The organism is Bacillus pfraonensis (assembly GCF_050768835.1).
Taxonomy (GTDB): Bacteria; Bacillota; Bacilli; order Bacillales; family Bacillaceae_G; genus Bacillus_A; species Bacillus_A pfraonensis.
This window is the reverse complement of record NZ_JAHCDO010000018.1, coordinates 1-18109: the sequence shown is the minus strand read 5'-3', so window position 1 is coordinate 18109 and position 18109 is coordinate 1. Positions and strand designations below refer to the sequence as shown.

General features: G+C 38.1%; 15 protein-coding genes, 13 tRNA genes and 1 rRNA gene. 27 read left to right on the top strand and 2 right to left on the bottom strand.

Annotation, left to right across the window (positions count from 1 at the left end; all coding sequences use genetic code 11):
- Window positions 1-137: 137 nt before the first annotated feature.
- The 6 genes from bcaP (at window position 138) to uvsE (ending at window position 8862) form a co-directional block, all read left to right on the top strand.
- Window positions 138-1553, top strand: a complete 1416-nt coding sequence (gene bcaP, locus KFD70_RS18080; protein ID WP_336453732.1) for a branched-chain amino acid transporter BcaP — start codon at window positions 138-140, stop codon at window positions 1551-1553.
- Window positions 1554-1662: 109 nt separating this feature from the next.
- Window positions 1663-2937, top strand: coding sequence for an MDR family MFS transporter (locus tag KFD70_RS18075; RefSeq protein ID WP_336453731.1), 1275 nt, complete (start codon window positions 1663-1665; stop codon window positions 2935-2937).
- A gap of 486 nt (window positions 2938-3423) precedes the next feature.
- Window positions 3424-4512: a D-alanine--D-alanine ligase gene (locus KFD70_RS18070; RefSeq protein WP_336453730.1), complete on the top strand. Its 1089-nt coding sequence runs from the start codon at window positions 3424-3426 to the stop codon at window positions 4510-4512.
- 61 nt (window positions 4513-4573) lie between these two features.
- The gene (locus KFD70_RS18065; RefSeq protein ID WP_336453729.1) at window positions 4574-5950 is read left to right on the top strand and encodes a UDP-N-acetylmuramoyl-tripeptide--D-alanyl-D-alanine ligase; all 1377 of its coding nucleotides are present in this window, start codon (window positions 4574-4576) and stop codon (window positions 5948-5950) included.
- Between the two features lie 305 nt (window positions 5951-6255).
- Window positions 6256-7806, top strand: coding sequence for a degradosome RNA helicase CshA (cshA, locus tag KFD70_RS18060; RefSeq protein ID WP_336453728.1), 1551 nt, complete (start codon window positions 6256-6258; stop codon window positions 7804-7806).
- Between the two features lie 93 nt (window positions 7807-7899).
- Window positions 7900-8862, top strand: coding sequence for a UV DNA damage repair endonuclease UvsE (uvsE, locus tag KFD70_RS18055; protein WP_336453727.1), 963 nt, complete (start codon window positions 7900-7902; stop codon window positions 8860-8862).
- A gap of 3 nt (window positions 8863-8865) precedes the next feature.
- Here uvsE and KFD70_RS18050 read toward each other — a convergent pair whose 3' ends face one another.
- Window positions 8866-9426, bottom strand: coding sequence for a rhomboid family intramembrane serine protease (locus KFD70_RS18050; RefSeq protein WP_336453726.1), 561 nt, complete (start codon window positions 9424-9426; stop codon window positions 8866-8868).
- Between the two features lie 92 nt (window positions 9427-9518).
- Between KFD70_RS18050 and acpS the strand changes: the two genes are divergently transcribed.
- The 6 genes from acpS (at window position 9519) to KFD70_RS18020 (ending at window position 15401) form a co-directional block, all read left to right on the top strand.
- A complete protein-coding gene (gene acpS / locus KFD70_RS18045; RefSeq protein WP_336453725.1) occupies window positions 9519-9878 on the top strand; it encodes a holo-ACP synthase in 360 nt (119 codons plus the stop codon).
- Between the two features lie 93 nt (window positions 9879-9971).
- Window positions 9972-10985: a LolA family protein gene (locus tag KFD70_RS18040; protein WP_489618141.1), complete on the top strand. Its 1014-nt coding sequence runs from the start codon at window positions 9972-9974 to the stop codon at window positions 10983-10985.
- Between the two features lie 119 nt (window positions 10986-11104).
- Window positions 11105-12274 carry an alanine racemase gene (gene alr / locus KFD70_RS18035; RefSeq protein WP_336453724.1) on the top strand — a complete coding sequence of 390 codons (1170 nt, stop codon included), beginning with the start codon at window positions 11105-11107 and terminating at the stop codon, window positions 12272-12274.
- 251 nt (window positions 12275-12525) lie between these two features.
- Entirely contained in the window at window positions 12526-12813 is a 288-nt protein-coding gene (locus tag KFD70_RS18030) for an antitoxin EndoAI (RefSeq protein WP_000004571.1), read from the top strand.
- 4 nt (window positions 12814-12817) lie between these two features.
- Complete coding sequence (ndoA, locus tag KFD70_RS18025; protein ID WP_000635965.1) at window positions 12818-13168, top strand: type II toxin-antitoxin system endoribonuclease NdoA; 351 nt, start codon at window positions 12818-12820, stop codon at window positions 13166-13168.
- A gap of 64 nt (window positions 13169-13232) precedes the next feature.
- Complete coding sequence (locus KFD70_RS18020; protein ID WP_336453723.1) at window positions 13233-15401, top strand: Tex family protein; 2169 nt, start codon at window positions 13233-13235, stop codon at window positions 15399-15401.
- Between the two features lie 109 nt (window positions 15402-15510).
- Here KFD70_RS18020 and cmpA read toward each other — a convergent pair whose 3' ends face one another.
- Window positions 15511-15627 (bottom strand): cortex morphogenetic protein CmpA, encoded by a 117-nt coding sequence (cmpA, locus tag KFD70_RS18015; RefSeq protein ID WP_174103523.1) that lies wholly within the window; start codon window positions 15625-15627, stop codon window positions 15511-15513.
- Between the two features lie 256 nt (window positions 15628-15883).
- On the opposite strand from cmpA, the gene KFD70_RS18010 reads away from it, so the two are divergent.
- From KFD70_RS18010 to KFD70_RS17940, 15 genes are all read left to right on the top strand, one after another.
- A complete protein-coding gene (locus tag KFD70_RS18010) occupies window positions 15884-16348 on the top strand; it encodes a SprT family protein (protein ID WP_336453722.1) in 465 nt (154 codons plus the stop codon).
- Window positions 16349-16453: 105 nt separating this feature from the next.
- Window positions 16454-16528 (top strand) — tRNA-Asn (locus KFD70_RS18005).
- A gap of 3 nt (window positions 16529-16531) precedes the next feature.
- Window positions 16532-16622 (top strand) — tRNA-Ser (locus KFD70_RS18000).
- An 8-nt stretch (window positions 16623-16630) separates the two neighbouring features.
- A tRNA-Glu gene (locus KFD70_RS17995) sits at window positions 16631-16705 on the top strand.
- Between the two features lie 5 nt (window positions 16706-16710).
- Window positions 16711-16786: transfer RNA gene (locus KFD70_RS17990), tRNA-Val, on the top strand.
- A gap of 22 nt (window positions 16787-16808) precedes the next feature.
- Window positions 16809-16885 (top strand) — tRNA-Met (locus KFD70_RS17985).
- Window positions 16886-16887: 2 nt separating this feature from the next.
- A tRNA-Asp gene (locus KFD70_RS17980) sits at window positions 16888-16963 on the top strand.
- A gap of 84 nt (window positions 16964-17047) precedes the next feature.
- Window positions 17048-17122 (top strand) — tRNA-Gln (locus KFD70_RS17975).
- Between the two features lie 5 nt (window positions 17123-17127).
- Window positions 17128-17200: transfer RNA gene (locus KFD70_RS17970), tRNA-Lys, on the top strand.
- Between the two features lie 13 nt (window positions 17201-17213).
- Window positions 17214-17294 (top strand) — tRNA-Leu (locus tag KFD70_RS17965).
- A 4-nt stretch (window positions 17295-17298) separates the two neighbouring features.
- Window positions 17299-17384: transfer RNA gene (locus KFD70_RS17960), tRNA-Leu, on the top strand.
- 93 nt (window positions 17385-17477) lie between these two features.
- Window positions 17478-17554: transfer RNA gene (locus KFD70_RS17955), tRNA-Arg, on the top strand.
- Between the two features lie 3 nt (window positions 17555-17557).
- Window positions 17558-17634 (top strand) — tRNA-Pro (locus KFD70_RS17950).
- 1 nt (window position 17635) lies between these two features.
- Window positions 17636-17706, top strand: a tRNA-Gly gene (locus KFD70_RS17945).
- Between the two features lie 72 nt (window positions 17707-17778).
- Window positions 17779-18109 (top strand): 16S ribosomal RNA (locus tag KFD70_RS17940); the annotation flags it as partial.

Sequence of the window (18109 nt, the reverse complement as noted above, 5' to 3'; positions counted from 1 at the left end):
ATTATATTACATTCTTTTTGTTGGTTAGATATTTTTCTGTTTATTTCGACAAAAGTGTTGACTAAAAAACATGTTATGAGTAAAATGAAAACACGAATTAAAAATTTTCTGAAAATTAAAAACTAGAGGTGCATGCTATGAAGCAAATTTTTCAAAAAAAGCCGATTGCGAAACTAATGCAAGAAAGTAAACAAAAAACATTAGCGAGAACATTGGGAGCACTGGATTTAACAATGCTTGGGATTGGAGCTATTGTCGGAACAGGGATTTTTGTTCTTACTGGTGTTGTGGCAGCGAAACATTCTGGACCAGCTATCATTTTATCATTTGCTATAGCTGCATTAGCATGTGCCTTTGCTGCATTTTGCTACGCAGAATTTGCATCTTCTGTCCCAGTTTCGGGAAGCGTTTACACGTATACGTACGCGACGATGGGAGAGGTGTTTGCATTTTTAATTGGATGGGATTTAATGTTGGAATATTTATTAGCGACATCTGCGGTAGCCAATGGATGGTCTGCTTATTTCCAATCCTTATTAAAAGGCTTTGGAATTCATATTCCGACCATTTTATCTTCTGCACCTGGAACAGGAAAGGGTGGCCTTATCGATTTACCAGCTGTCATTATCATTTTAATTATGACTGCTCTTTTATCTAGAGGTGTACGTGAAAGTGCCCGTGTAAACAATATTATGGTTTTTATTAAGATAGCAGTTGTATTACTCTTTATCTTTGCTGGCTTTAATTATGTAAAGCCGGAAAACTGGACACCGTTCATGCCGTTTGGTCTTGATGGTGTAATGGCTGGGGCTGCAACAGTATTCTTTGCATTCATTGGATTTGATGCTGTATCAACGGCAGCTGAGGAGGTAAAACGTCCGCAACGTGATTTACCAATTGGCATTATAGCATCATTACTTACTTGTACAATTCTTTATATCATTGTTTCACTTATTTTGACAGGGATTGTACCTTATGGTCAGCTGAATATTTCTGATCCGGTAGCTTTCGCACTTCAGTTTATTGGACAAGATGGTTTAGCGGGTGTTATCTCGGTAGGAGCAATTACAGGGATTACAACTGTAATGTTAGTTATGATGTATGGGCAAGTTCGTGTTTCATATGCAATGAGTCGTGATGGACTATTGCCGAAGCGTCTTGCAAAAGTTCATCCGAAATTTAAAACACCATTTTTAAATACATGGACAACAGGGATTATTGCAGCGCTTATTTCGGGGCTTATCGACTTAAATGTATTAGCACATCTTGTAAACATGGGAACATTATCTGCTTTTGCACTTGTAGCAGTTGCAGTTATCGTAATGAGAAAAACACATCCAGATCTACCACGTGCTTTTAAAGCACCACTTGTACCAGTTTTACCTGCGTTAACAGTTATCTTTTGTTTATATTTAATGCTTCAATTATCAGGAACTGCATGGATGAGCTTCGGCATATGGATGGTGATTGGTGTAGCTGTTTACTTCCTATATAGTCGAAAGCATAGTGTTTTAAATAATAAAAAAGATGAAGAAGATGTAGCGAATTTATAGAGAAAAGATCCGTTCTAAATAGAATAGAACGGATCTTTTGTTTTTGAAAATTTACATTTTTCTAAAATTAATATAAGATAAGGAGTGGTCGATTAAAGGAGTGTTGTAAATGAAACAGACATGGCGTGAGTTACAAGCGATGGATCGCAACGTATGGATCCGTTTTATCGGAGAAACATTGAATGGAATTGCAATGATGATGTTAATGCCATTTTTTGCGTTGTATTTAAAAGATAAAGTAGATTCCTTATTACAAGTGGGGATTATTATGGCACTTTCTCCGATTGCAGCAAGTTTTGGTTCTTTGATAGGAGGCAGGATTGCTGATATATATGGTAGAAAGCCGATTATGATTGTTTCTATGGCAAGTAATGCAGTGTTGATGCTCGGCTTTTTATTTATAGAAGGATTTATTCCTTATGCTATTTTGTCTATTCTTTTAGGATTAAGTAATTCGCTATTTCATCCAGCGGCATCGGCAATGGTAGCGGATGTGACGGTACCTGAAAAGAGGACGGAGGCGTACGGTTTATTACGAATGGGGCATAATATTGGGGCAGCAATCGGGCCCATTATGGGGGCTTCGGTAGTTGTACTTTCAAAAAATCTAGTTTTTATTATTGCTTCATCCACAATGCTACTTTATGCGCTTCTTGTGTTAATACTTATTCAAGAAACGATGCCGAAAACTGTATTGAAAGAACAAAAGGATAAGGAAAAGGAATCGGAAGCCGTCTGGAAAATTGTCCTGCGAGATAAGGTACTAATGATTTATTTGTTGGCAGGTATTATTATTTCCATGGGTTTTTCCCAAACAGAAGGTATGCTTCCCCTTCATTTTGATAATGAAATGAAAGAGATATTTGGTAAAAATAACCCTTATCCATATTTAATGGCTTTAAATGGCTTACTAGTTGTCTTATTCCAATTCCAAATTTCAAAATGGGCAACAGATAAACCTGTTGGAAGGACGATGTTATATGGGGCGTGGTTATTTGGAATTGGATTATTTTTCATCGGTTGGCTTCCAAAGTGGTTTGGTGGGTTTGGTACAAGTGCTACGATTATTTTAATAACATTATTAGTCGTTTATGCGGTATATACGCTAGGTGAAATGATTATGTCACCTGTGCAAATGACATTTGTGGCCAATTTAGCACCAGAACATTTACGCGGGACATATATGGGGGCAGCAAGTTTACAGTGGATTACAGGAAATGCATTTGGACCGCTTCTTGGCGGGTTTTTACTTGATCGATTGTTAGGGCATTTATTGTTTACGATATTAGGGGTGGGCTGTATTGTAGCGGGGCTTGTATATATTTCTTTAGATCGCCTTGTAGAACGGGGACAAAAAGGAACAGCGGTAAAACACTCTTCTTAATCAATAGGTGACATACACAAAAAGTGGTATTTCTTCATATATATTAGGTACATAACGATATAAATACAAATGGAAAATCGATATACAATCCTTTTGGTGCGAGAGAGAGTATCCGTCCATGCATAGAAGCGATCAGATTCTCTTCCTGTCCCATACCAAGTTAAAACAAAGAGAGAAAAATGAGTGAGATCACCTTTTGTTCTTCATAACCGCGACTTATATGTTGAAAAATCAAAATGGATTTATATAGAATAGGTCATAACACAGCTTTGTTATAAGGAAAATCTATGAATTTAGAATAACTGTTCATAAAAATACGATTGATGAAATCATAATGTAATTTATGGGAATTTCGTTTTGGTTCATTGCCCACAGGTAGTAAGACCAGTGTTGAGAAAAGTTTCACTTTATTTCAAATAGGAACTACCTATTTCTATAAAAAGTGCTAAAATAGAAAAATGAAAACAATTGGTTAGGGTGATTTCATTGACGAAAATTAAATTAGGTTTATTATATGGTGGGAAATCAGCGGAGCATCAAGTTTCATTACAAACAGCTCTTGCTGCTATTAAAGCATTAAATCAAGAAAAATTCGAGATTCATCCAATTTATATTACAGAGCAAGGCCAATGGATGCGCGGTGAACGCATTGAAGGTGAAGTAACGAATGTGCAAGCATTGCAAATGAATGGTGAGGAAAATGCAATCTCTCCATTAGCATTAAGTACAGAAATTATCCCGGCTGCTTCTTCTAATCAAGGAGATGCAATTGATGTTATTTTTCCACTGTTACATGGACCGAATGGTGAAGATGGAACAGTACAAGGATTACTAGAATTAATGAATATTCCATACGTTGGTAACGGTGTATTAGCATCTGCAGCTGGTATGGATAAAGTTGTTATGAAAAACATTTTTGCTGAAGCAGGATTGAAGCAAGCGAAGTATGCATCTTTCATTCGTAGTGTATGGGAGAAAAATCCTCAATTAGCTTATGAGAATGTAGAAGAAAAATTAGGATACCCATGCTTTGTAAAACCAGCAAATCTTGGTTCAAGTGTTGGGATTAATAAATGTAAAGATCGTGAAGAATTAGAAAAAGCGTTTGAGGAAGCATTCCAATTTGACCGCAAAATTATCGTAGAAGAAAACATTGTAGGTCGTGAAGTGGAAGTTGGCGTTTTAGGTAATGATGAGCCAAAATGTTCGGTTGTAGGCGAGATTGTACCGAAGAAAGAGTTCTATGATTATAAATCAAAATACATCGATGGTGATACGGCATTAATCATTCCAGCTGAAATTACAGAAGAAGAATCAGCTACGATTCAAAGAGATGCAATTCGTGCATTCCAGTCTTTAGATGGTGCGGGCTTAACAAGAGCTGATTTCTTCTTAACGAAAGATGGAGAAGTATATATTAATGAAGTAAATACAATGCCAGGATTTACACCATTTAGTATGTTCCCATTATTATGGCAACATACTGACTTGCCGTATCCAGAATTAATTGAAGAATTAATTCGTTTGGCGATTGAGCGTCACGAAGAAAAGCAAAAAATTAAATATACAATCTAACAAAAAAAGGAGGAAGCACTATTCAAGAGAATAGTGCTTCCTCTATGTAAGGAGTGTTTTTATGATAAAGCGAACGTTAAAACAAGTAGAGCAAATGACGAATGGAACGGATTTAGTAGAGGAATATGCTGAAATTACTATACAAGGTGTATCAATCGATACACGAAAAATTGAAAAAGGTAATTTATATGTTCCGATTCAAGGGGATCGTTTTGACGGTCATTCTTTTGTAGAAAAAGCAATTGAAAATGGTGCTGTAGCTACGCTTTGGAAAAAGGATGTACAAAACCCTCCTACGAATATACCGGTGATCTTTGTAGAAGATACACTTGAGGCGTTACAAACATTAGCGAAAAGCTATCGTGATCAGTTAGATGTGAAAGTTATAGGGGTAACAGGAAGTAACGGTAAAACGTCTACGAAGGATATTGTGACAAGTCTCCTTGCAACCAAATTCAAGGTTCAAAAAACAGAGGGGAACTTTAATAACCATATCGGTTTGCCGCTTACTATTTTAAATCTAGAAGAAAATACAGAAATGGCTGTATTAGAGATGGGAATGTCTAGCCGCGGTGAAATTGAATTTTTATCTAAGTTAGCTCGTCCAAATGCTGCAATCATTACGAATATCGGAGAAGCGCATTTAATGGATTTAGGATCTCGCGATGCGATTGCTGAAGCGAAACTTGAAATTGTTACAGGATTACAAGATGGTGGAGTATTTGTATACAATGGTGATGAGCCGCTTTTAACAAATCGTGTTCCGAACATGGACCTAGCTGTTGAGAAGATTACATTTGGTGATGCAATGGCGAATGATTATTATCCAACTTCTGTAACATTGCAGGCAACAGGAACGTACTTTAAGATGAATCAGGATGAGAATGCTGTATTTTATCTACCGGTTCTTGGGAAACATAATGTATATAATACACTTGCATCAATGGCGATTGCGAAATACTTTGGTGTAACATGGGAAGAAATGAAACAAGGTTTAGTAACACTTCAAATGACGGGTATGCGTATGGAAATTGTAAAAACAGATAGTGGATTAACGATTATTAATGACGCATATAATGCAAGTCCAACGGCAATGGAAGCAGCGTTCCATTTAATGAATGGTTTGAATGGATTTTCGAAAAAAGTTGTTGTTCTTGGTGATATGTTAGAACTTGGTGATCAAGAAGTACAATTTCATTATGAAGTGGGTAAGTTAATTGATCCAGCTCGAATTTCTTATGTATTTACGTACGGTAAATTAGGAGCGCAAATTGCTGAAGGGGCAAAAATTAACTTTTCTAATGAGCGTGTAAAAGCATATGACAATAAAGAAGAGCTTGTGAAAGATTTACAAGCAGTTGTTGATGTGAAAGATGTTGTATTAGTAAAAGCATCTCGCGGGATGAAGTTAGAAGAAGTTATTACGATGTTGAAATAATTGGTGGATATAAATAGGAATGACAGATGAAAAAATAGCGAAAACTTCTAATAAGCGCTTACAGTAAATAATTGAAAAATAAAAGTAAAGAAAAAGCCCTTTATTATGAAATAAGGTAACAGTTGGGTTTGCTTTTTACACATACAAAACTTATAATTGATAAAGTGTAATAACGTTTAGAAGTATTTTCGTGAAGAATATACGCCCGTTTATATACGTGAGCATTCAGGAAAAGGGCTTTTCCGCAAACACGGAAAATGCCTTTTTTTAAATGATAAGTATAGGATAGAAAAGGAGAAGTAACATTGACAACATTTCGAGAATTAGGATTAAGTGATTCTTTACTGCAATCTGTTGAAAGCATGGGCTTTGAAGAGGCTACGCCAATTCAGGCTGAAACAATTCCACATGCATTGCAAGGTAAAGACATTATTGGACAGGCACAAACAGGTACAGGGAAAACAGCGGCATTCGGATTACCACTATTAGACAAAGTGGATACACATAAAGAATCGGTTCAAGGTATTGTTATCGCGCCAACGCGTGAATTAGCAATTCAAGTTGGAGAAGAGCTTTACAAAATCGGTAAGCATAAACGTGTTCGTATTTTACCAATCTATGGTGGCCAAGATATTAACCGCCAAATTCGTGCTCTAAAAAAACACCCACACATTATTGTTGGTACGCCGGGTCGTATTTTAGATCATATTAACCGTAAAACACTTCGTCTACAAAACGTAGAAACTGTTGTTCTTGACGAAGCGGATGAAATGTTAAACATGGGCTTCATTGAAGATATTGAAGCGATTTTAACAGATGTGCCAGAAACACATCAAACATTATTATTCTCAGCAACAATGCCAGATCCAATCCGTCGTATTGCTGAGCGTTTTATGACTGAGCCTCAACACATTAAAGTAAAAGCAAAAGAAGTAACAATGCCAAACATTCAGCAGTTCTATTTAGAAGTGCAAGAAAAGAAAAAGTTTGACGTATTAACACGCTTGTTAGATATTCAATCTCCAGAGCTTGCAATCGTATTCGGTCGCACAAAGCGTCGTGTTGATGAATTATCAGAAGCATTGAACTTACGTGGTTATGCAGCAGAGGGTATTCATGGTGATTTAACTCAAGCGAAACGTATGTCTGTATTACGTAAATTTAAAGAAGGTTCTATCGAAGTTCTTGTTGCAACGGACGTTGCGGCGCGTGGTCTTGATATTTCAGGTGTAACACACGTATACAACTTCGATATTCCACAAGATCCAGAATCATATGTTCACCGTATTGGCCGTACTGGTCGTGCTGGTAAAAAAGGTATTGCAATGTTATTTGTAACACCACGTGAATCAGGACAATTAAAAAATATCGAGCGTACAACAAAACGCAAAATGGACCGCATGAATGCTCCTACACTTGATGAGGCATTAGAAGGTCAACAACGTTTAATCGCGGAAAAACTTCAAAGCACAATTGAAAATGATAACTTATCATACTACAAACGTATTGCAGAAGAAATGTTAGAAGAAAATGACTCTGTAACTGTAGTAGCAGCTGCTTTAAAAATGATGACAAAAGAGCCGGATACAACACCAATTTCTTTAACATCAGAACCACCAGTTGTTTCAAGAGGTCCTAAAAAACGTGGTGGTAACGGAAATGGATACCGTGATGGTAACCGTAACCGTAATCGTGACGGACGTAGCGGCGATGGTCGTAATCGTGATCGCAACCGTGATGGTCGCAATCGCGATGGTAACCGTAACCGTGGTCGTAAAGGTGAAGGTCAAGGTCGCCCAGGATCTTCAAATGGTCGTGGCGAAAGAAAACATCATAGCCGTAAGCCACAAGCTTAATAAAAGTGAGGATGTCCCAAAAAGGATATCCTCTTTTTTTATTTGTGTAATTGTACATACTATATAGTGGGTTGTATAGAAAAGAGGGATTTTATGCTTGTAAGACTTGGTTATGTAGCGATGAGTGTACATTTGAAAAATGCATCTCCATCTCAAACGATGACATACGCGCAGTTTCAACGTATTAAAGATCGAGAGGCAGCGATTCATAAACTAGAAAGAATTGCGAATTCTAATTTGGATAACTGTTTGCGATTATTAAAGCATAATAAGGGACATGATGTGTCTTTTTTTCGGCTGAGCTCAAAATTAATTCCTTTAGCAAACCATGAAGAATTACTGGATTGGAACTATATTCGTCCTATAAAAGAGAAGTTAAAAGAGTTAGGGGAAGTTGCACGTCAGATGAAGATGCGGCTCGATTTTCATCCGGATCATTTTGTTGTATTAAATTCGCCGCAAGAACATATTTTTAAACAGTCGATAAAGACGCTTCAAATGCATCGGAAGTTACTAAAAGGAATGGGGATAAAGCAGAGGCATCGCTGCGTGTTACATGTTGGCGGTGGATATGATGATAAAGAACTTGCGTTAGAACGTTTTATTGAAAATTGGTCAAATGTTCCTGCAAGTATTCAAGAAATGATTATGTTAGAAAATGATGATACGACTTTTTCCTTAAAAGAAACGTTATATCTAGGTGGAAAGTTGGCGGTTCCCGTCGTATTTGACTTGCATCACCATATGATGAATAACGATGAAGAAGATTGGTATGAACATTGGGATCGTGTAGTGGATACATGGAAAGCTTCTTTATTGCCAATTAAAATGCATATTTCTAGTCCGCGAGAAGGAAATGATCCTAGAGCTCATGCGGATTTTATTGATACAGGTACATTTTTATCCTTTTTACAGAAAATCAAAGGTAGTGTTCCGCAAATTGATTGTATGATAGAAGCGAAGAAAAAGGATGAGGCTTTATTTCAATTAATACGAGGTCTTGGTACAAAATCAGAGGTGGAAATAATCGATGGTGGGAGCTTTTATGTGAAATAAGCTCTACACCATCGTTTTTTTTGTTAAAAATGGAGTGCAAATCCCCCCAATTAGTAGTCCTGTTAAATGGCTGATAGGATTAGCAGAAGGATTAAAGAAGGTGAAAAGAAGTAATAGAAATATAATTGAAGAAAAGAAAATTAACTCTTTGGGTTGAAAAGAACGATAGCGACTATATAAAAGAAAAAGTTGTGCACCAAGTAAACCAAAAATTCCACCTGATGCACCGGCATGAATATACCCGACAGGCATAATCATATAAGAAAAAATATTGCTGCTAATGCCGGCGGTGAAAAATAAAATAGGGAAGCGAATGCTACCTAGCTGCTTTTCGATTGATTGACCGAGGAGAAATAGGCAAATGCTGTTGGAAAGAAAGTGCTGAAAGTCTACATGTATAAATAGAGAAGTTATAAGTCGCCACCATTCACCCACAGAAATATATTCATTGTAAGCAGCTAAATCAGAAAAGAAAAAATCCCCTAGTATCATCATGATGAGTTGCAAGCAAAGTAAAGAGAGAACGACGGGTTGTAAGGTGGTCCGCATATGTGATGTTGGCATTTTATATTTTCACTCCTTTTGCATTAGAAAGATTCTCTGTTATTCTTACAATATGAATGAAGGAAGACAAATAGAAGAAGGGGACTTTTGAAATGATTATAGGGATTGGAATTGATATTATCGAACTGGATCGAATTGAAAAAATGTTAGATGGAAAGCTTAAATTTATGGATCGCATTTTAACAGATGAGGAACGTAGTGTTGCTTCTGAATTAAAAGGGAAACGTCTTGTAGAATTTGTAGCGGGAAGGTTCGCGGCGAAAGAAGCATATTCTAAAGCTGTTGGAACTGGTATCGGAAAAGAAGTGAGCTTTTTAGACATTGAAATAAAGAATGATGATAGAGGTAAGCCAATTCTCACTGCAAATACGGAACATATCGTTCATTTATCAATTAGTCATAGTAGAGAATTTGCAGTGGCCCAGGTTGTTTTAGAAAGCTCGTCACGCTAGTCTGCATATTTTATATCTTTGTCTCATATATTTGAGTTAGCGATAAGGAAGGAATATCTTCCATTCATTTATAGGGGCAAAGGGGCTGAAAGGATGAAAAGGCGGCTATTTTTAGTGATTGTCGGTTTATTGACCGTTTTCGTGTTAGCGGGTTGTATGGAAAAGAAACAAGAAGATGTCGTGCGAGATTTAGAAGCGAAGGTTAAGGGCATGAAGAGCTATCAAGCTGAAGCGAAATTATCTATTAAAACGGGGAATGAACCACAAGAGTATAATGTAGAAGTTTGGCATAAAGAACCTTCTTATTATCGTGTGAACTTAAAAAATACAAAGAAAGATCAGAGTCAAATCATTTTAAGAAATAATGAAGGTGTATTTGTATTAACACCAGCTCTTAATAAAAGTTTTCGATTTCAAAGTGACTGGCCGCAAAATAGCAGTCAAGCTTACTTATATGAATCACTTGTAAGAGACATTTTAAAGGATAAGAAAAATCTTTCATTTGAGAAGACAGATAAATATTACGTGTTTAAGACAAAAACGAATTACCATCATCAAAATATGCTACCGAAGCAAGAAATTAAATTTAATAAAAGTGATTTAGCGCCTGTTTCAGTCAAATTGATGGATAATGATCAAAATGTTCTTGTGAAAGTAGATTTTTCAAAAGTAAAGTTTGACACAAAATTTGATAAGGGTGCATTTGATACGAAGCAAAATATGTCTAGGGCGCAAGTGGATGTACAAACAACAGTGAAAGAAGACAAACCATTTGCTGTTCTATATCCGCGTGATACTCCGCAAGGGATGGTTTTAAATGAAGAGAAAGAGCTAAAGACAGACAGTGGCAAACGCGCAATACTCACATACACTGGGAATAAGAAATCCTTTACATTAATACAAGAAAAGGCGAAGGTTGCTGAAGCCTCAGCGTCGATAAGTGTAAGTGGAGAGTTAGTTGATCTTGGTTTTACAATCGGTGCTCTGGCAAAAGACTCGTTAACATGGTCACATAACGGAGTGGAATATATGCTCGTGTCTAAAGGTTTAAAACCGGATGAATTATTAATGATAGCACGTTCTGTTGCGGCAAAACAGGTGAAATAAACTTCTTAGACGTGGTGATGTATATGCACCGCGTTTTTTCTTGTTTTGAAGAACGGATTTCCTAAAAAGACGAATATAAAAGAATAAGCTTCGCATATCGTATATAAGGAAGTGTTTTTATGGAAGAATCATCATTTTACCGTGATACGTGGGTAGAAGTGAATTTGGACGCTATTTATAACAATGTAATGCACATTAAAGAAATTATCCCGGAAAGTGTTGAGGTTTTTGCTGTAGTAAAAGGGAATGCATATGGACATGACTATGTTCCGGTGGCTCAAACTGCGTTAGAGGCTGGAGCAACAAGGTTAGCAGTTGCCTTTTTAGATGAAGCATTAGTGCTTCGCCGGGCAGGTATTACTGCACCAATTTTAGTATTAGGTCCATCATCACCGCGTGTTGTGAATGTAGCTGCTGAAAATAATGTGGCACTAACTGTTTTCCAAAAAGAGTGGGTCAAGGAAGCGGTAGAGATCTGGGATAGCTCGGTACCATTACATTTTCATATTAATTTCGATAGCGGTATGGGAAGAATCGGAATTCGAGAACGCAAAGAATTAAAAGGTTTTTTGCATAGCTTAGAAGATGCTCCGTTTTTCGAATTAGAAGGAGTGTATACGCATTTTTCAACAGCAGATGAAGTGGAAACCTCTTATTTTGATAAGCAATATAATACTTTTTTGGAACAGTTAAGTTGGCTTGAGGAATTTGGAGTAGACCCAGAGTTTATTCATGCAGCTAATAGTGCAGCTACTATGAGATTCCATGGTATTACATTTAATGCTGTTAGACTGGGGATTGTAATGTACGGGTTAACTCCTTCTGTAGAAATACGTCCCTTCTTACCGATTAAATTAGAGCCTGCTCTTTCACTTCATACGACTGTTGCTCATATTAAACAAGTTATTAAAGGTGATGGAATTAGTTATGGTGTCACTTATCGAACGAAGACAGAAGAGTGGATAGCAACGGTGCCAATTGGATATGCAGATGGTTGGCTTAGAAGATTGCAAGGATTTAAAGTACTTGTGGATGGGAAAAGAGTTCCGATTGTAGGCCGGATTACAATGGATCAATTTATGATCCATCTTCCTTGTAAGGTTCCTCTTGGAACAAAGGTAACGCTTATTGGAAGGCAGGATGACCAATATATTAGTGCCACTGAGGTTGCAGAGTATTCGGGGACCATTAACTATGAAATTATTACAACAATAAGCTTTCGAGTTCCTCGTATATTTATTCGACATGGTAAAGTTGTCGAAGTCATCAATTATTTGAATGACATATAAGAAAGAGGCTTTGCGGTAGCTATTACCTTGTTAGTTATCAATAGTGATGGAAGCTCCCGCATATGGGGATTTCGCTTCATTTCTTATTAGAAAGAGATAAAAAGTAAAAGAGAGTGAATGTTTTGTTTGTGAATTGGAAAACATAAACAAGGAATAAGGAAGTCTTTGCAACAGGCCCCATACAATGGTATTATTACAATAGGTGTCATATATATATTTGGGTGTGTAGTTGACGGTGGAGGTGTATTTTTGTGTCCGAATCAAGTGTAACTACTGAAATCGTGGTTCGGTTGCCGAAGCAAGTGGTAACGGAATTGGACGGAATTGGAAAACAAGAGAATAAGAATCGCCATGAACTAATTTGCCAGGCAACACAACTGTTATTGCGTCAACATAAGACGAAGAAACGCTACCAACATGAATCTATGCGACGTGGGTATATTGAAATGGGAAAAATTAATCTTGGTATTGCATCTGAAGCTTTCTTAGCAGAGTATGAAGCAGCGCATACAGTAGAACGCTTAGTTAGCGGGGGGTAATATTTTGATTGTAAAACGCGGCGACGTGTATTTTGCAGACCTTTCCCCAGTTGTTGGTTCTGAGCAAGGAGGCGTTCGTCCGGTTCTTGTCATTCAAAATGACATCGGAAATCGTTTTAGTCCGACTGTGATTGTGGCGGCTATTACTGCACAGATTCAGAAAGCGAAATTGCCCACACATGTGGAAATTGATGCGAAAAAGTATGGGTTTGAGAGGGATTCAGTTATCTTGCTCGAGCAGATCCGAACAATCGATAAACAGCGCTTAACGGACAAAATCACTCATTTAGATGAAGTGATGATGAGTCGTGTAGACGAAGCTCTGCAAATTAGTTTAGGACTAATAGATTTTTAAATCGGCAGTTTAAGTTGCTCTTTATAGGGGCAACTTTTTTTATTAGAGGAGGTTTCGGTTGTATATGGAAATGGTAGATAATCGACAAGCGTTAATGAAAATGTTAGTGAAAGAATTAGGCTTTACAGAAAAGCAAGTTCGTCATGTTATTCAATTAACAGAAGAAGGTAACACAGTTCCATTTATTGCTCGTTACCGAAAAGAGTGGACAGGTTCTTTAGATGAAGTACAAATTCGTACAATCTTAGAAAGATGGCAATATATGATGCAACTCGAAGATCGGAAAGAAGAAGTTCTTCGTCTGATTCATGAAAAGGGAAAATTAACAGAAGATCTGCGTCACCATATTGTATCTGCAACAAAGCTACAAGAAGTAGAAGATTTGTATCGTCCTTATAAAGAAAAAAGAAGAACAAAAGCGACAATTGCAAAGGATAAGGGACTTGAACCTTTAGCAGAGTGGTTACTTCTGTTTACAAAAGAAGATCCGGAAGAAAAGGCGAAGGAATTTATTGATGCTGAGAAAGAAGTGCAATCTGCTCAAGAAGCATTGCAATTTTCGCAAGATATTATTGCAGAAATTGTATCGGATGATGCGACGTACCGCAGCTGGATTCGAAATATCACCTTTAGAAAAGGAATGGTTGTGTCCTCTGTAAAAGATGAAGAAAAAGATGAAAAAAATATATATGAAATGTATTACGGCTATGAAGAGCCTTTGCAAAAGGTTGTGCCACATCGTGTGTTGGCTATGAACCGTGGTGAAAAAGAAGAGGTTTTAAAAGTTTCTGTTGCACCACCGACAGAAGAAATTATTCGATTTTTACATAAAAAAGTGATTCTTGATGATTCTTCTAAAAGTGCATTATATGTACAGCTAGCAATTGAAGATGGATATAAGCGATTAATTCAACCGTCAATCGAAAGGGAGATTCGTAAAGAATTAACTGAAACTGCAGAAGAGCAAGCGATTCACATTTTCTCTGAGAATTTACGTAATTTATTATTACAGCCACCAATGAAGGGGAAAGTAGTATTGGCCGTAGATCCTGCGTATCGAACAGGGTGTAAGTTAGCAGTAGTAGATGATACAGGCAAAGTTCTGCATATTGATGTTATTTATCCACATCCGCCTGTTCGGAAATATGAAGATGCAAAAACAAAAGTTATTTCTATTATAGACAAATATCAAGTTCAGATGATTGCGATTGGAAATGGTACAGCTTCTAGAGAAACAGAAGAGTTTATAGTAGATGTTTTACAATTTGTACAACAAGATGTATTTTATATTATTGTCAATGAAGCCGGTGCTAGTGTATATTCCGCTTCTGATTTGGCTCGTGAAGAATTTCCAGATCTTCAAGTTGAGGAAAGAAGTGCTGTTTCGATTGGACGGCGTTTGCAAGATCCGCTTGCTGAACTTGTGAAAATTGATCCGAAATCAGTTGGGGTAGGACAATATCAACATGATGTATCACAAAAGAAATTGAATGAATCTTTAACATTTGTCGTGGAAACAGCTGTTAACCAAGTAGGAGTGAATGTGAATACAGCTTCTGTGGCACTATTGCAATACGTTTCAGGATTATCAAAAACAGTTGCGAAAAATATTGTAAACAAACGTGAAGAAGAAGGGAAATTTACAAAGCGCACAGAGTTAAAGAAAATACCACGTTTAGGTGCCAAAACGTATGAGCAGTGTATTGGTTTCTTACGCATACTAGAAGGTAAAAATCCACTTGATAGAACAAGTATTCATCCAGAGCAGTATAAAAATGTTGAATTGTTATTAAAAAGCCTAGGGTTATCGCTTGATGATGTAGGACAACCACATTTACAAAAGTGTTTAGAGGGAGTGGAACTTTCTAAATTATCTCAAGACACGAATATTGGGGAGCCAACATTAATCGATATTATAGACGCTTTAATTAGTCCAGAACGAGATATGCGTGATGAATTACCAAAACCACTTTTGAAAAAGGGAATTCTCAAATTAGAAGATTTAAAGCGTGGCATGGAGTTGGAAGGAACAGTTCGAAATGTTGTTGATTTCGGCGCGTTTGTTGATATTGGTGTGAAGCAGGATGGTTTAGTGCATATTTCTAAACTGAGCAAACAGTTTGTAAAGCATCCGTTAGATGTGGTATCTGTCGGACAGATTGTAAAGGTATGGGTAGATGATGTTGATATGAAAAAAGGGCGCGTTGCCTTATCGATGTTACCTATTGAATAATAATGGGAAGAGGGCAGGTATAGCACTGCTCTTTTTTCATGAACGGATGTTATTGAGAATTTAATCGGTGGGGGAGGATTCAACCCCCGCCGATTAAACATTCACTTTATCAGGAATTTTGATGTATTTTGCTATAATAAAACCAGCATTCATTTAGTAACTTAATTTGATACCGGTTTTTTTCGAAATATGCGCGTTGCATTTGTTTTCGGAGCCATGTAGGCATGAGAATCCCTCCTTGTTTAATCCGGCTCTAACAAATAGTCCCCTATGGACTGAGATAAAGATTTGAAGTGAGTGAAAAGCTCCGTCTTGGGAACTGCTTATAAGAGTTTGGTTAGTGAAGTTCTATGAATAAACGAGGAAGAAGGTGTTTCATAGAAGCTACACTTTTTGAATGAGGATGGGTATATGTACTATTTAATATATGTATAAGAAAGAAGAAAAGTGTAAGTTTATTTTTAGTTTTTGGGAGGAATAAAATGAATGAAGAAGAAATTCAAAAACTTGTAGAAGAAATATCGTTACAATATTTCGGGAGGGATTTTTTACATGAAGCAATGTTCAATAAACGATTACGCATAACTGGTGGAAGGTATTTGTTACGAAGTCATAATATAGAATTAAACTATCATTATTATGAAGTGTATGGAAAAGAAGAATTAATTGGCGTTATTAAGCATGAGTTGTGTCATTATCATTTGCATATTATGGGGAAGGGGTATCAACATCGTGATCGAGATTTTCGGCAGTTGTTGAAGGAAGTTGGAGCCCCTAGGTTTTGCAAGAGAATACCAGGAGTGAAAAAAGAGTCTAAAACACATGTGTATGAATGTATAGAGTGTACTCTTCAATATGTAAGAAGACGTCAAATGAATACAAAAAAATATGTTTGCGGAAAGTGTAAAGGTAGATTAAAAGAGATAAAAAAACACCTTGACAGTTAAAAAGCAATCCAGTATATTATAAACATGTCACGTTTGTACAAGATATTGTATAAACGACTTGACTTATCATATGTATTTATATAAAATTTAAATTGTCTTTCTTATTCCGCAGTAGCTCAGTGGTAGAGCTATCGGCTGTTAACCGATCGGTCGTAGGTTCGAGTCCTACCTGCGGAGCCATACAGAGAAGTACCCAAGTGGCTCAAGGGGCTCCCCTGCTAAGGGAGTAGATCGCTAACGCGGTGCGAGGGTTCGAATCCCTTCTTCTCTGCCATTCATATTGGCCCGTTGGTCAAGTGGTTAAGACACCGCCCTTTCACGGCGGTAACACGGGTTCGAATCCCGTACGGGTCACCACTTTTGGAGGATTAGCTCAGCTGGGAGAGCACCTGCCTTACAAGCAGGGGGTCGGCGGTTCGATCCCGTCATCCTCCACCATATAATATATAAGTAGTATCGTCGCGGGGTGGAGCAGTCCGGTAGCTCGTCGGGCTCATAACCCGAAGGTCGCAGGTTCAAATCCTGTCCCCGCAACCAATGGTCCCGTGGTGTAGTGGTTAACATGCCTGCCTGTCACGCAGGAGATCGCCGGTTCGACCCCGGTCGGGACCGCCATTTTAACCTCTGCTAATAAGCAGTTGGTTTTTATTTCTTGTTGTGATAAAATGTTTTTTGTCACTAAAAAGGAATATCTTCCGATGGGCTATAGCCAAGCGGTAAGGCAACGGACTTTGACTCCGTCATGCGCTGGTTCGAATCCAGCTAGCCCAGCCATTTACGAGCCATTAGCTCAGTTGGTAGAGCATCTGACTTTTAATCAGAGGGTCGAAGGTTCGAGTCCTTCATGGCTCACTTTTTTATTTCCGCGGGTGTGGCGGAATTGGCAGACGCACCAGACTTAGGATCTGGCGCCTTTGGCGTGGGGGTTCGACTCCCTTCACCCGCATTATGCGGTCGTGGCGGAATGGCAGACGCGCTAGGTTGAGGGCCTAGTGGGGGAAACCCCGTGGAGGTTCAAGTCCTCTCGGCCGCACCAAAGAAAAAATAAAAAAGTACTTGCATTTGAAAAAGCAGTATGATAAGATAATTGAGTCGCTGAAATACAACAACGACAAAACATCATGAATAAGCGCCCGTAGCTCAATTGGATAGAGCGTTTGACTACGGATCAAGAGGTTAGGGGTTCGACTCCTCTCGGGCGCGCCATAACGGGAAGTGGCTCAGCTTGGTAGAGCACCTGGTTTGGGACCAGGGGGTCGCAGGTTCAAATCCTGTCTTCCCGACCATGCGGGTGTAGTTTAGTGGTAAAACAAGAGCCTTCCAAGCTCTGGTCGAGAGTTCGATTCTCTTCACCCGCTTTTAGTTCTTTGAAAACTGAACGAAACAAACAACGTGAAACGTCAATTTTTATTTTAGATGCTAGACAAACTTTATTGGAGAGTTTGATCCTGGCTCAGGATGAACGCTGGCGGCGTGCCTAATACATGCAAGTCGAGCGAACCGATTAAGAGCTTGCTCTTATGAAGTTAGCGGCGGACGGGTGAGTAACACGTGGGTAACCTGCCCATAAGACTGGGATAACTCCGGGAAACCGGGGCTAATACCGGATAACATTTTGCGCCTCATGGCGCGAAATTGAAAGGCGGCTTCGGCTGTCACTTATGGATGGACCCGCGTCGCATTAGCTAGTTGGTGAGGTAACGGCTCACCAAGGCGACGATGCGTAGCCGACCTGAGAGGGTGATCGGCCACACTGGGACT

Excerpts from the sequence above, each read along its gene's own strand:
- bcaP (WP_336453732.1), top strand. The coding sequence starts at position 138 with ATGAAGCAAATTTTTCAAAAAAAGCCGATTGCGAAACTAATGCAAGAA.
- KFD70_RS18075 (WP_336453731.1), top strand. The coding sequence starts at position 1,663 with ATGAAACAGACATGGCGTGAGTTACAAGCGATGGATCGCAACGTATGG.
- KFD70_RS18065 (WP_336453729.1), top strand. The coding sequence starts at position 4,574 with ATGATAAAGCGAACGTTAAAACAAGTAGAGCAAATGACGAATGGAACG.
- uvsE (WP_336453727.1), top strand. The coding sequence starts at position 7,900 with ATGCTTGTAAGACTTGGTTATGTAGCGATGAGTGTACATTTGAAAAAT.
- KFD70_RS18050 (WP_336453726.1), bottom strand. The coding sequence starts at position 9,426 with ATGCCAACATCACATATGCGGACCACCTTACAACCCGTCGTTCTCTCT.
- acpS (WP_336453725.1), top strand. The coding sequence starts at position 9,519 with ATGATTATAGGGATTGGAATTGATATTATCGAACTGGATCGAATTGAA.
- KFD70_RS18040 (WP_489618141.1), top strand. The coding sequence starts at position 9,972 with ATGAAAAGGCGGCTATTTTTAGTGATTGTCGGTTTATTGACCGTTTTC.
- alr (WP_336453724.1), top strand. The coding sequence starts at position 11,105 with ATGGAAGAATCATCATTTTACCGTGATACGTGGGTAGAAGTGAATTTG.
- KFD70_RS18020 (WP_336453723.1), top strand. The coding sequence starts at position 13,233 with ATGGAAATGGTAGATAATCGACAAGCGTTAATGAAAATGTTAGTGAAA.
- cmpA (WP_174103523.1), bottom strand. The coding sequence starts at position 15,627 with ATGCCTACATGGCTCCGAAAACAAATGCAACGCGCATATTTCGAAAAA.
- KFD70_RS18010 (WP_336453722.1), top strand. The coding sequence starts at position 15,884 with ATGAATGAAGAAGAAATTCAAAAACTTGTAGAAGAAATATCGTTACAA.